The organism is Macrococcus lamae, from assembly GCF_004359545.1.
GTDB classification, from domain to species: Bacteria; Bacillota; Bacilli; order Staphylococcales; family Staphylococcaceae; genus Macrococcus; species Macrococcus lamae.
In genome coordinates this window covers 1-13,344 of the sequence record NZ_SCWB01000004.1, presented here as the reverse complement: position 1 = coordinate 13,344, position 13,344 = coordinate 1, and the positions used below count along the sequence as shown (strand labels likewise).

Sequence of the window (13,344 nt, the reverse complement as noted above, 5' to 3'; positions counted from 1 at the left end):
TAGTAATATAAGTAAATATTAGTTATAATAGAGTTAAATCAATTTGTGATAAAAATCACAAACGGGAGGAAATCAATGGATGCAGTAATATTAAGTCGTCTGCTAACCGCTATGACGCTTGCGTTTCATATAATATTTGCTACGATCGGTGTTGCTTTGCCTGTGATGTTTATGATTGCTGAAGGACTTGGTTTGTGGAAGAAAGATGCTAAATATATAGCCATGTCAAAACGCTGGGCGAAAGGTTTTACAATTACTGTTGCAGTCGGTGTAGTGACAGGTACTATCATTGGTTTGCAGTTATCACTCTTATGGCCGACGTTTATGCGACTTGGTGGCCAGGTCATCGCTCTGCCGCTCTTTATGGAAACATTCGCCTTCTTCTTTGAAGCGATTTTTCTTAGCATTTATCTCTATACATGGGATCGTTTTAAAAATAAATGGCTTCACTGGTTAATCACTTTTCCTATTATCATAGGGTCAACAATGAGTGCTTTATTTATTACAAGCGTGAATTCTTTTATGAATACACCGCAGGGATTTAAGATAGTGAATGGAAAGATGACAGGTGTTGATCCTATTGCAGCGATGCTGAATCCTGCGTTTTTTGTTAAAGCATTTCATGTTGTGGCAACCGGTGGAATGACTATTGCGTTTATTCTTGCAAGTATCGCAGCAGTTAAAATACTGCGCAATAAGTTTCCACAGGATAAAAGTTACCATAAAAAAGGTTTGAAGATTACTATGCTTGTAGGTCTTCTGTTTGGTTTTCTGACCATAGTTGCAGGAGACATGTCTGCTAAGTTTCTTCATAATGAACAACCGGAGAAATTAGCCGCAATGGAATGGCATTTTAAAACAGAGAGTCAGGCTGACCTCATACTTTTCGGTATACTGGATCCTAAGACACAGGAAGTTAAAGGGGCGATTAAAGTACCAGGAGTACTCAGCTTCCTTGCAGATAATAATTTCAATACGAAGGTGACCGGACTGGATGAAATTCCTAAGGACGAGCGTCCACCGCTCATTATTCATTACTTCTTTGACTTAATGGTATTCTTCGGAATGTTCGCTTTTTCAATTTCGATACTTTACTTTGTTCTAAAGAAGTTTAAACCGAATTTTGCTGAGCATCCGTTCATGCTTTACGCCATTGCCTTAACGGGTCCAATGTGTATGCTTTCAATTGAATTTGGCTGGTTTCTGGCAGAAATGGGTAGACAGCCGTGGTTATTAAGAGGGTATTTGAAAGTGGCTGAAGGGGCAACACATGCAGATGGGCTGTCGTTAGTTCTCGTGGCATTTGCACTATTGTACGCTATACTTGGATTCTCCTGTGCCTATGTACTGATTAGAATGTTCAGAGATAAGCCGGCAGAATATGATATTAAGCAGAACGAAGCATTTGCAGGAGGTAAATAGTTATGGATTATCAATATATTGGTATTACTGTATTATGGACCTTCTTATATGGCTATATCATCGTTGGAGCGATTGATTTCGGAGCAGGATTTTTCATGCTTTATGCAAAAATCACAAAACAGGACCATTTAATCAGCAGCCTTGTTTCAAGATATTTAAATCCGGTGTGGGAAGTAACGAACGTCTTTCTCGTCTTCTTCTTCGTGGGAATTGTAGGATTCTTTCCTGATACAGCTTATTATTTCGGCTCAACACTATTGATTCCAGGAACAGTTGCACTTCTACTTCTTGCAATTAGAGGCGGTTTTTATGCCTTTGAAACCTATGGGAAAGATTCTAAGTTCGCCTGGATCTTCCTTTATGGGATGACAGGTTTACTGATTCCTGCGGCTTTCTCTACTGTTTTAACAATCTCTGAAGGTGGTTTTATTCAGAAAACTGATACAGGAGTTAAGCTTGATTGGTTTGAGCTGTTGATGAGCCCCTATTCATGGGCAGTAGTATTCCTTGCAGTTATTTCCGTACTTTACATCTCGTCAGGGTTTTTAACGTATTATGCTCATAAAGCAGGAGATACAGCTGCTTACAAATTAATGCGTCAGTGGTTCTTGATCTGGGCAGGACCAATGCTGATTATTTGTCAGTTCGTCTTCTTAAGCTTGAGACAGCACAATGAAGAGCATTTTAATAATGCTGTCACTCATTACTGGTGGCTGTTTGGATTAAGTATTGTATTCTTTATCGCTGCAGTGGTACTTATTCTTTTGAAGAAGTTTCATGGTTTGGCTTTTATTATGATAATGATTCAATTTGCCCTAGCTTTCTACGGCTATGGATTGAGTAAGCTTCCATACATACTTTATCCATACGTCAATATCGATAAGGCAGTTGTGAATGACAATATGGCTATAGCACTTGTCATAGTATTTATTTTAGGTTTACTTTTATTAATTCCTTCATTACTATTATTATTAAGATTGTTTATCTTTGATGCTGATTATGTCAAGGGTAATAAGAAGTAACGGAGGTTCATATGGATAAGGAATTTGTAGTGATCGGTCTTGGCAGGTTTGGCGGCAGTATCGTACGAGAGTTAAATGCATTAGGTGTTGACGTCATGGCAATAGATAACGATGAGGCGAGAGTCAATGAATATGCCGATATTGCAACCCATGCTGTAATAGCGGATACAACAGATGAAGCTGTACTAAAAAGTCTAGGTATTCGTAACTTTGACCATGTTATTGTAGCAATAGGTGAAAACATTCAGGCAAGTATACTCACTACTTTGATCCTTAAAGATTTAGGGGTCAAGAAAGTAACAACAAAAGCACAAAATGATTATCATGCGAAGGTTCTTAATAAGATTGGAGCAGACACAGTTGTCCATCCTGAGCGCGATATGGGAAGACGTATCGCACACAATCTGGCAAGTGCCTCAGTGTTGGATTACTTAGAGCTTGCAGACCAGTATTCTATCGTTGAAATACGGGCTGGAGAATCACTTCAAGGTAATTCTATACTTGATCTTGATGTACGTGCAAATTATGGGTTAAATATCATTGCTGTTAAACGAGGTAAAGATATATTAGTATCTCCAGATCCATATGAGGTCATAGAAAGAGGAGACATTTTAATTGTCATCGGTCATGATAATGATTTAAATCGCTTTGAAAAGAAAATAGCTAATGATTAATCAAACATAAAGAAGGCATCCCGGAAAAGGGATGCCTTCTTTGATGTTACTGTTTAACGTCCATGATCATAGGTAAAATCATCGGTTTGCGTTCTGTTTTTTCATATAGATAAGGGGATAGTTCTTCAGCAATAGCATTCTTAATATGATGCCATTCAACTGGTTCATCCTGATTTAATTTTTCAATGACGACTCTTTTGAGTCTGCGCTGAGCATCGTAAATCAAGTGACCGGATTCACGCATATAGACAAAGCCTCTGGATATTATATCCGGACCTGCAAGAAGCTGTTTAGTTTCAAAGTCAACACTGACTACAACAATGACCAGCCCATCTTCAGATAGCATCTTACGGTCTTTAATCACTACATTACCGATATCACCGATACCGCTGCCATCTACTAGAATATCTCCGGATTGAATTTTTCCGGCTGTTCTAGCGGAATCTCTAGTCAGTGCGAGTACTTCTCCATTTTCATGGATAAAAACGTTATCCGGCTGTACTCCACAGTCAACACCTAGTTTGCCATGAAGACTCTGCATACGATATTCACCGTGAATAGGCATGAAATATTTGGGTTTGATGAGACGTAGCATTAGTTTCTGCTCTTCCTGTGAACCGTGACCAGATGTATGGATATTTGACAGCTTCCCATGAATTACATCTGCTCCTGCTTTGTATAGTGCATTGATTGTACGGTTGACACTTCGTGTATTTCCCGGAATCGGAGAAGAAGAGAAGATCACTGTATCTTCTGGTATGATGCTGATCTGCCTGTGCGTCCCATTAGATATACGTGACAGAGCAGCCATCGGTTCACCTTGTGATCCTGTACATAATATCAATAATTTATGTTTAGGGATACTATTGATTTTATTAGCTTCAACGAATGTTTCCGGCGGGACTTTAATATAACCGAGTTCAGTTCCGATTTTAATATTGTTCTCCATCGAACGTCCGAAAATGACGATTTTACGGTCGAACTTGACAGCCGCTTCAATTGCCTGCTGAACACGGTAGATGTTAGAGGCGAAAGTAGCGAATATTATACGTCCAGTACATTTCCTGAAGATCTGTTCAACGTTCTGTCCGACCTCTCGTTCGCTGATAGTAAAGTTGGGTACTTCTGCATTTGTGGAATCTGACAGCAAACATAGAACGCCTGCGTCTCCTAATGCTGCCATACGGGCAATGTTTGCCGGTGCACCGACTGGTGTAAAGTCAAATTTAAAGTCACCTGTATGAACGATTTTACCTTCAGGAGTTTCTACTACAACACCGTATGCCTCTGGAATAGAGTGGGTCGTCAAATAGAAAGAAACTTTAAGATGATTGAATTCAAAAAAACTATCTTCGTTGATCGGATTAAGTGACGCTGTTCGTAGAAGGTGGTGTTCCTCAAGTTTATTTCTGATTAGACCTAAAGCAAGAGGGCCCCCGTAGATAGGGATATTCAACTGCTTAAGCAGGAACGGTACGCCTCCGATATGGTCTTCGTGACCATGTGTGATAAATAGTCCTTTAATCTTATCTTTGTTTTCTACAAGATAAGAGTAGTCTGGTATAACGTAGTCAATACCGAGAAGTTCGTCTTCAGGAAACTTGATTCCTGCATCAATAACGACTATTTCATCCTGATATTCTATTGCATAGGTGTTTTTACCGATTTCGCCCATACCACCTAAAGCAAATACGCCAACCTCATTTTTTTGCAGAAGATTCATTAGATAGTCTCCACAAGATAGTTAGGCGCTTTTTCTTCATATGCAAGATGAGCACCTTCCAGTTTTTGAACAAATTCGATATTGTAAGGGCGATCAGAAAGATGTTTTCTCACTTGTTCTTCAGTTTCTGCTTCGAAATATTTTACTTGGGTGTTTTCACGGATAATGACTTCACTTTTGTTTTCTTGAAAAAATACTTTAAAAATTGCCATGGGTATAGCCTCCTAAGTTATTGGAATTACATAAAGAATGCCCTAGGTAGTCTAGGGCTGATTCAAACCGTACAAGACATTTATAAAAATGTATGAGTACTGTTATTTTACATGAAGAGAAGAGCGAGTGTAAAGCCTTTAACTTAAAAACTAGAGTTTAATGACAATCTTTTGTATGATAATAAAAAATGGAGGCGGTTATGTGACACGGAAATTAATTTTTTTTGATGTAGATGGAACGATTTACAATAGCAAGCTGGAAATACCTGAGCTTACTCATAAAGCAATCCAATTGTTGAAGGACAAAGGTCATATAGTGGCGATTGCAAGCGGACGTGCGCCGTTTACACTTGAAAAAGTTTGTGCAGACACAGATATTCCAAACTTCGTAGCATTCAATGGTCAGTACGTGGTCTATGATGATGAAACCATCTATGAAAATCCAATTGACGTTGAAGCACTGCGTCAGCTGGAGCGTGATGCGAAAGCTTTTGACCATCCGATGGTCTTTTTCACTCATAATGATATGGTTTCAAATATTGATCACCATCACCACATACAACAAAGTTTATCTTCCATAAAGATTGCTCATCCGCGTTATGAAGGCAACTATTTTGATCATCACTCAATTTATCAGGCTTTAATATTTCATGAACGCAAAGATGATAACCTTTATGATGATCGGTACGAGCAACTTAAGTTTTACCGCTGGCATGAAGTAAGCCGCGATGTCGTTCCAAGTAACGGTTCAAAGGCTGAGGGAATCAAGAAGTTCGCTGAAAAGCTTGGAATCAATCAGGAAGACTGTATTGCCATCGGTGACGGCAATAATGATTTCGAGATGATTGAATGGGCGGGCATTGGTATTGCAATGGGCAATGCAGTGCCAGAACTAAAAGAAGTTGCTGACTATGTGACCGATCACGTTGATGACGGTGGTCTATTTAATGCTTTTAAAAATTTAGATTTATTATAAGGATGTTTATTATGGCGAATATAGAACGAATTAAACAAGAGATACATAGAGAATTCAATGATCCGGCAAAATCATTAAGTCACATGGAATTCAATAAACGTGGTCAGGAAGTCGTCATGACCTATGTTTATTTTCCTGATTCTCACGATAATAAAGAACCTCATCTTGTAGCTCATGACAAAGACCCGGAGTGGCTCAATCTGGAAGAGATGAATGTATTGAAAAAGTTCTTGAGTGACAATAGTTTTTCATATAACGAACGGACAGATGTTTTTATATAAATCAACTTATAATCTACCTCTAAATAATAAAAAAGAAGCCAAACAGGACGAAAAGTCCTGTTTGGCTTCTTCAAATATGTTCTAATCATTCTACCGGTGCTGCGTTGGACTCAGGTTTGAACGGGTCCTCATGATTGATGTGATCATAAAACATGACACCGTTTAAGTGATCGATTTCGTGCTGAGCTACAATAGCAGCGAAACGATTGAGACGAAGTTTGACTTCCTTACCCTCCGGATTAAAACCTTTGACTGTTATTCGGGCATATCGATGAACAAGACCAGGGATGTTTTCATCAACACTTAAGCATCCTTCTCCTTGTGGAAGATAACTTTTTTCAACACTATGACTGACTATTTTAGGGTTGATCAGCTGGTGTGTTATATAGTCGTTCTTCTGCTCATCGAAGAAATGAATGACGAGCATTCTTTTATTAATATTCAGCTGTGGTGCAGCAAGTCCGACACCGCTCCGCAGCTGTAGTTTAGCCGCAATCTTATCATCCTGACTGTTTTTGATGAATTCGAGCATATCATCAATCGTTTGCTTATCCTCTCTACTAATAGGAAGACTCACTTCTTCAGCCTTAGTCCGCAGACCAGGATGACCGTCACGGATAATATCTTTCATGGTTAACATGTTATCACTCCTTGATAATAATATAACAGAGAGCGAAAGCCTGTTCCACTTAATGATTGTATCGACTTATAAAAAAAGCTACTATGAAAAAGAGAATATAGGGAGGTATCATAAAAATGAAGTACAAAACAGCTGCTGTCTGTATGTCCGTCCTGATGTTATCAGCATGTGGCAATAAAAATGAACAGCTCGAAACGTTCTATAAGCAAGTAGAGAAGGCAAATGAGAAAGAAAAACCAATCGTTGAAACAAGTGACAAATTAGGTCAACTTGAAAGCGACAAAGTAAGAATGTTTGAGGATGTAAATAAAGGCAGTATAAAGACGATTCATGCGACAGCTAAAAAGCTTGATCAAAATGCTGATGAAAGAAAAACAGTGATCAGTGAAGAAAAAGATGCGATAGCAGCATCGGAAGCGGAATTCAAGAAAGCACTGCCTCTAGCTAAGTCTATTGACGATAAAACAAGGAAAGACGAGGCTCAGGATATTATTGATAAGATGGAAACTAAATATGAAACGCATGACCAGCTGATGTCCGCCTATGAAGATATTCTTGCGAAAGAAAAAGATATTTTTAAATATTTACAGCAAGCAAAGCCGTCAGGAAAAACAGTCAACCAGAAGATCGAAAAGCTAAATAATACGACCGCTGAATTTCAGCAGTTGACTAGTAAATACAGTCAAAATTCTAATGAGCTTGAAAAAGAGAAGAAAGATGTTGTCGATATTTTAAATGCGCAATAAAACATATATTTGCTATATAACAGAATAATTTAATATATTAGTACAGTTGTTAGAACAGCTGGTATGTATAGTTTTAAACATTCAAAGTTTTTTATTTAACACTACTACAGTTATGTGGTAAAATAGTTTAGTAAAGAAATTATATTAAATTCGAAAGGTTTGGTGAATTGAATGGCTTCGAAGAAACAAGCACCATTCGATGCAGTAGCAGTTCTTAATGAAATCGAGTCTAAATTTGAAGTAGTTCAAGTTTTGGATTTAGATGGAAACGTAGTAAATGAGGCATTTATGCCTGAATTAACTGACGAGCAGTTAGTTGAATTAATGGAGAGAATGGTTTGGACACGAGTCCTTGATCAGCGTTCTATTTCTCTAAACCGTCAAGGTCGTCTAGGATTCTATGCACCAACAGCAGGCCAGGAAGCTTCACAGCTTGGTTCCCACTATGCTCTTGAAAAAGAAGACTGGATATTACCTGGATATCGTGATGTTCCACAATTAATCTGGCAAGGTCTTCCATTGACTAAAGCATTTTTATGGTCACGTGGTCATTTCGTAGGAAGTCAGTTCCCTAAAGAAATGAATGCTTTAGCACCGCAGATCATCATTGGTGCTCAATATGTTCAGACAGCAGGAGTTGCTCTTGGTCTGAAAAAACGTGGTCAGCAGGCTGTTGCCATTACTTATACAGGTGACGGTGGTACTTCACAAGGTGATTTCTATGAAGGCATTAACTTTGCTTCTGCTTTTAAAGCACCGGCCATTTTTGTCATTCAAAATAACAACTATGCTATTTCAACACCTCGTGACAAACAGACTGCTGCTAAAACATTAGCTCAAAAATCTGTAGCAGCTGGTATTCCTGGTATCGTCGTTGATGGTATGGACGTACTCGCTGTTTATGAAGCGACTCGCCAAGCGCGCGAGCGTGCCATTGCAGGTGACGGTCCAACTTTAATTGAAACAATGACTTATCGTTACGGCCCACATACTATGGCTGGTGATGATCCGACACGATACAGAACATCTGATGACGATGCTGAATGGGTTAAAAAAGATCCATTAGTACGTTTCCGTAAATTCCTGGAAGCAAAAGGTTTATGGAACGAAGAAAAAGAAAATGAAGTGATGGAACGCGCGAAAGAAGACATTAAAACCGCTATTAAAGAAGCAGATGCGACTCCGAAACAAACAGTTTCTCAACTAGCTGAGATTATGTATTCAGGAGAAATGCCTGCTAACTTAAAAGAGCAATATGAAATTTACAAAGAGAAGGAGTCGAAGTAAGTCATGGCACAAATGACAATGATCCAGGCAATAACTAATGCACTTCAAACTGAACTGAAAAATGACGAGAACGTTCTTGTATTCGGTGAAGACGTTGGTGTCAACGGTGGTGTATTCCGTGCGACTGAAGGACTCCAGAAAGAATTCGGTGAAGACCGAGTATTCGATACACCGCTTGCGGAATCAGGTATCGGTGGACTAGCAGTAGGTTTAACATTAACAGGATTCCGTCCAGTAATGGAAATCCAGTTCTTCGGTTTTGTATTTGAAGTATTCGATTCAATCGCTGCTCAGTTAACGCGTCAGCACTTCCGTTCAGGCGGCACTAAACCAGCTCCTGTAGTTATTCGTGCACCATTCGGAGGCGGCGTTCATACTCCTGAGCTTCACGCTGATAACTTAGAAGGATTAATGGCTCAGACGCCTGGTCTGAAAGTAGTCATTCCATCAAATCCTTACGATGCTAAAGGTTTATTAATCTCTGCTATTCGCGATAATGATCCGGTCGTATTTTTAGAGCATATGAAATTATACCGCTCATTCCGTGACGAAGTACCTGAAGAAGAATATACAGTAGAACTCGGGAAAGCAGCAGTAAAACAAGAAGGTACTGACTTATCTATTATCACGTACGGCGCGATGGTACAGGAATCTTTAAAAGCAGCTGAAGACTTAGCTAAAGATGGTCATTCTATTGAGGTGATCGATTTACGTACCATTCAACCGCTGGATATTGAAACGATTGTAGCATCAGTTGAAAAAACTGGACGTGTTGTAGTTGTTCAAGAAGCTCAAAAACAAGCAGGTGTCGGTGCGAATGTTGTTTCTGAAATCTCTGAACGTGCTGTACTCAGCCTAGAGGCACCTATTGCCCGTGTAGCTGCAGCAGATACTGCTTATCCATTTACGCAGGCTGAAAACGTTTGGCTTCCAAATAAATCGGATATTGTTGAAGCAGCTAAGAAAACATTAGAATTCTAAAATGAATGGATCGTAAGGTAGCATGTTTTGTTACCTTTCTCCATCTTAAAATTACGTATTATTTAGGAGGAACCTATAGTGGCATTTGAATTTAAATTACCCGCACTTGGTGAAGGTATCTTTGAAGGTGAAATCGTAAAGTGGTTCGTTAAATCGGGCGATACGATTCAAGAAGATGATATTCTTTGTGAAGTACAAAACGACAAATCAGTAGTAGAAATTCCTTCTCCAGTATCTGGTACAGTTGAGAAAGTAGTAGTGGAAGAAGGAACAGTGGCTAACTTAGGTGATGTGATTGTAACAATTGATTCTCCAGATGCTCCTGCTTCTGACTCACATGATGAAGAACCTGCTAAAGACGAGCCGGCTGCAGAAGAAGCTGCACCTGTTAAAACAGAAGAAACGATACAAGCAACAGCTGATGCAGCAGCTGAAGTTGAAGTAGACGAAAACCGTCGAGTGATTGCTATGCCATCAGTACGCAAATTTGCGCGTGATAACGATGTCAATATCAAAGCAGTACAAGGAACAGGTAAAAACGGACGAGTGCTAAAAGAAGATATTGAAGCATTTAAAAATGGTGGCACTCCAACTACTGCTGCACCACAAGTTGATGCAGCTCCAGCTAATGAAGCAGCAGAACAAGTGGCGGAACAAAAACAACCAATCGCAGCGCCGGAAGGTGAATTCCCGGAAACTCGTGAAAAAATTCCTGCAATGCGTAAAGCAATCGCTAAAGCGATGGTCAATTCTAAACATACTGCACCGCACGTTACATTGATGGATGAAATCGATGTAGAAGTATTATGGAATCATCGTAAAAAATTCAAAGACGTGGCTGCTGAACAAGGCATTAAGTTAACATTCCTGCCTTACGTCGTTAAAGCATTAGTATCAGCATTAAAAGCATATCCTGCATTAAACACATCTATCGACGATGCAACAGATGAAGTGGTTCAGAAACATTACTACAACATCGGAATTGCAGCAGATACAGAACGCGGTTTATTAGTTCCTGTTGTGAAAAACGCAGATCGTAAATCAATCTTTGCAATTTCTGATGAAATCAATCAGTTAGCAGTAAAAGCACGCGATGGTAAACTTCAAGGTAGCGAAATGAAAGGCGCTTCGTGTACAATTAGTAATATCGGTTCAGCTGGTGGTCAATGGTTCACTCCTGTCATCAATCATCCAGAAGTTGCAATTCTAGGTATCGGCCGTATTGCACAGAAACCTATTGTCAAAGACGGCGAAATCATTGCAGCACCAGTTCTTGCTTTATCACTCAGCTTTGATCACCGTCAAATTGATGGTGCAACAGCTCAAAACGCAATGAACCATATTAAACGTTTGTTAAATAATCCAGAATTATTATTAATGGAGGGGTAAAAAAATGGTAGTAGGCGATTTTCCAATTGAAACAGATACTATAATTATCGGTGCAGGCCCTGGCGGCTACGTAGCAGCAATTCGTGCAGCTCAACTCGGTCAAAAAGTTACAATTGTTGAGAGAGGTTCACTTGGCGGCGTATGTCTGAATGTTGGTTGTATTCCTTCTAAAGCGTTATTGTCAGCTTCACACCGTTATGAATCAGCGAAACATTCAGAAGATATGGGTATTTCTGCTGATAATGTTAAAGTTGACTTTACTAAAGTTCAGGAATTTAAAAACAGCGTCGTTAACAAATTGACAGGTGGCGTCGGTTCACTTCTTAAAGGCCGTAAAGTAGAAATTGTACAAGGCGAAGCGTACTTCGTCGATCAGAACAACCTTAAAGTGATGACAGAAAAAGCATCACAGACTTATACGTTCAAAAATGCGATAATCGCTACAGGTTCTCGTCCGATTGAAATTCCTAACTTCAAATTCAACAAACGTGTCATCGATTCTACTGGTGCTCTTGCACTTGAAGAGATTCCTGAAAGCCTTGTTGTAGTAGGCGGAGGATACATCGGTTCAGAACTTGGAACTGCTTACGCTAACTTCGGTACTAAAGTAACGATTTTAGAAGGCGCTAAAGACATTCTTGGTGGTTTTGAGAAACAAATGACTCAAATCGTTAAAAAAGGTCTGAAAGCTAAAGGTGTTGAAATCGTTACTGAAGCGATGGCTAAATCAGCTGAAGAATCAGAAAACGGCGTTAAAGTGACATATGAAGCTGCAGGAGAAACTAAAACAGTTGAAGCGGATTACTGCTTAGTGACAGTTGGACGTCGTCCAAACACTGATGAACTTGGCCTTGAAGAGCTAGGCTTAAAAATGTCTGACCGCGGTCTAATCGATGTGGACAAACAAGGTCGTACATCAGTAGATAATATCTTTGCAATCGGTGACATCGTTGCTGGACCTCCGCTTGCTCATAAAGCATCATATGAAGCTAAAATTGCCGCAGAAGCAATTTCAGGTGAAAAATCTGAAGTTGACTATTTAGCAATTCCAGCTGTATGTTTCACTGAGCCTGAACTTGCAACTGTAGGTTATACAGAAGCATTAGCTAAAGAAGAAGGGTTGGAAGTCAAAGCTTCTAAATTCCCGTTTGCAGCTAACGGACGTGCTTTATCTATCAATGCAACAGATGGTTTCGTTAAACTGATCTCTTTAAAAGAAGATGGTCTGTTGATCGGTGCTCAAGTGGCTGGTGCAGGTGCATCTGATATTATTGCTGAACTTGGTTTAGCGATTGAAACAGGTATGACTGCTGAAGATATGGCAATGACAATTCATGCTCACCCGACATTAGGTGAGATTTCAATGGAAGCTGCTGAAGTAGCAATTGGACACCCTATCCATACAATGTAAATTACTGGTTTGAAAAAATATTTTAAAACGTTATTCTATAAATAGAATAGCGTTTTTTTTTTAGGAGGAAATAAGATGGAATATAGTTACCCGATTGATATCAGCTGGAGCCAAGAGGAAATGGTTGACGTTGTTAATTTTTTATCAGCGGTTGAAGCAGCTTATGAATCGAAAGTGGAAGCTCAAGAAATTAGCGATCTGTATCAACGATTTAAACGAGTCGTTCCAGGGAAAGCCGAGGAAAATAATATTTATAAGGAATTTAAAAATGTTTCGGGGTATGACGGTTATATTGTTGTCAAAGCAATGAAAGAAGAGCTGACAAATGAGTATCCAAATTCAATATCTATAAAAACAAAATAATACTAAACTTTATGAATTAAAATTTAGTATAGGTGTTGTTTTATCACCTTTTTTTTGGTAATTTATTAATATATTAAACTTGTAGTTTATCACTAGTGTTGCATAAATAAATACAGAATTTTCTGAACTTTTATTTTCTACGAAAATTTAAAAATTGAAAACACCTAAACAGAGGTAGCGATCATCCATTTTTTTACTGATGTAATTACGTAATAAC

Annotated in this window: 14 protein-coding genes; 11 read left to right on the top strand and 3 right to left on the bottom strand. The window is 39.0% G+C overall.

What is annotated here, in order from left to right; all coding sequences use genetic code 11:
- Window positions 1-75 precede the first annotated feature (75 nt).
- From ERX29_RS03270 to ERX29_RS03260, 3 genes are read left to right on the top strand one after another with little or no spacing between them, the layout of a single operon-like run.
- Entirely contained in the window at window positions 76-1,422 is a 1,347-nt protein-coding gene (locus ERX29_RS03270; protein WP_133443263.1) for a cytochrome ubiquinol oxidase subunit I, read from the top strand.
- 2 nt (window positions 1,423-1,424) lie between these two features.
- Window positions 1,425-2,444: a cytochrome d ubiquinol oxidase subunit II gene (locus ERX29_RS03265; RefSeq protein ID WP_133443262.1), complete on the top strand. Its 1,020-nt coding sequence runs from the start codon at window positions 1,425-1,427 to the stop codon at window positions 2,442-2,444.
- Window positions 2,445-2,455: 11 nt separating this feature from the next.
- Window positions 2,456-3,118, top strand: a complete 663-nt coding sequence (locus ERX29_RS03260; protein WP_133443261.1) for a potassium channel family protein — start codon at window positions 2,456-2,458, stop codon at window positions 3,116-3,118.
- Window positions 3,119-3,164: 46 nt separating this feature from the next.
- Here the strand turns inward: ERX29_RS03260 and rnjA are convergent, their stop codons facing one another.
- Together rnjA and ERX29_RS03250 are read right to left on the bottom strand one after the other, a co-directional pair.
- Window positions 3,165-4,841 (bottom strand): ribonuclease J1, encoded by a 1,677-nt coding sequence (gene rnjA, locus ERX29_RS03255; RefSeq protein ID WP_133443260.1) that lies wholly within the window; start codon window positions 4,839-4,841, stop codon window positions 3,165-3,167.
- On the bottom strand, window positions 4,841-5,053 hold the full coding sequence (locus ERX29_RS03250) for a DNA-dependent RNA polymerase subunit epsilon (RefSeq protein WP_133443259.1): 213 nt from the start codon (window positions 5,051-5,053) through the stop codon (window positions 4,841-4,843). Before ERX29_RS03250 ends, rnjA begins: the two co-directional genes overlap by 1 nt.
- A gap of 202 nt (window positions 5,054-5,255) precedes the next feature.
- On the opposite strand from ERX29_RS03250, the gene ERX29_RS03245 reads away from it, so the two are divergent.
- Both ERX29_RS03245 and ERX29_RS03240 read left to right on the top strand, forming a co-directional pair.
- The gene (locus ERX29_RS03245) at window positions 5,256-6,029 is read left to right on the top strand and encodes a Cof-type HAD-IIB family hydrolase (protein WP_133443258.1); all 774 of its coding nucleotides are present in this window, start codon (window positions 5,256-5,258) and stop codon (window positions 6,027-6,029) included.
- A gap of 11 nt (window positions 6,030-6,040) precedes the next feature.
- Entirely contained in the window at window positions 6,041-6,310 is a 270-nt protein-coding gene (locus ERX29_RS03240; RefSeq protein WP_133443257.1) for a hypothetical protein, read from the top strand.
- A gap of 85 nt (window positions 6,311-6,395) precedes the next feature.
- Here ERX29_RS03240 and def read toward each other — a convergent pair whose 3' ends face one another.
- Window positions 6,396-6,950 carry a peptide deformylase gene (gene def, locus ERX29_RS03235; protein ID WP_133443256.1) on the bottom strand — a complete coding sequence of 185 codons (555 nt, stop codon included), beginning with the start codon at window positions 6,948-6,950 and terminating at the stop codon, window positions 6,396-6,398.
- 116 nt (window positions 6,951-7,066) lie between these two features.
- Here def and ERX29_RS03230 point away from each other — a divergent pair, with 116 nt between their 5' ends.
- The 6 genes from ERX29_RS03230 to ERX29_RS03205 all read left to right on the top strand — a co-directional run bounded on the left by ERX29_RS03230 (window position 7,067) and on the right by ERX29_RS03205 (window position 13,127).
- Window positions 7,067-7,696 carry a YkyA family protein gene (locus ERX29_RS03230; protein ID WP_133443255.1) on the top strand — a complete coding sequence of 210 codons (630 nt, stop codon included), beginning with the start codon at window positions 7,067-7,069 and terminating at the stop codon, window positions 7,694-7,696.
- Between the two features lie 171 nt (window positions 7,697-7,867).
- Window positions 7,868-8,983, top strand: a complete 1,116-nt coding sequence (gene pdhA / locus ERX29_RS03225; protein ID WP_133443254.1) for a pyruvate dehydrogenase (acetyl-transferring) E1 component subunit alpha — start codon at window positions 7,868-7,870, stop codon at window positions 8,981-8,983.
- Between the two features lie 3 nt (window positions 8,984-8,986).
- Window positions 8,987-9,964 carry an alpha-ketoacid dehydrogenase subunit beta gene (locus tag ERX29_RS03220; protein ID WP_133443253.1) on the top strand — a complete coding sequence of 326 codons (978 nt, stop codon included), beginning with the start codon at window positions 8,987-8,989 and terminating at the stop codon, window positions 9,962-9,964.
- A 78-nt stretch (window positions 9,965-10,042) separates the two neighbouring features.
- Window positions 10,043-11,353 carry a dihydrolipoamide acetyltransferase family protein gene (locus ERX29_RS03215; protein ID WP_133443252.1) on the top strand — a complete coding sequence of 437 codons (1,311 nt, stop codon included), beginning with the start codon at window positions 10,043-10,045 and terminating at the stop codon, window positions 11,351-11,353.
- A 4-nt stretch (window positions 11,354-11,357) separates the two neighbouring features.
- Entirely contained in the window at window positions 11,358-12,764 is a 1,407-nt protein-coding gene (gene lpdA, locus ERX29_RS03210; protein WP_133443251.1) for a dihydrolipoyl dehydrogenase, read from the top strand.
- A 75-nt stretch (window positions 12,765-12,839) separates the two neighbouring features.
- The gene (locus ERX29_RS03205; RefSeq protein ID WP_133443250.1) at window positions 12,840-13,127 is read left to right on the top strand and encodes a UPF0223 family protein; all 288 of its coding nucleotides are present in this window, start codon (window positions 12,840-12,842) and stop codon (window positions 13,125-13,127) included.
- Window positions 13,128-13,344 lie beyond the last annotated feature (217 nt).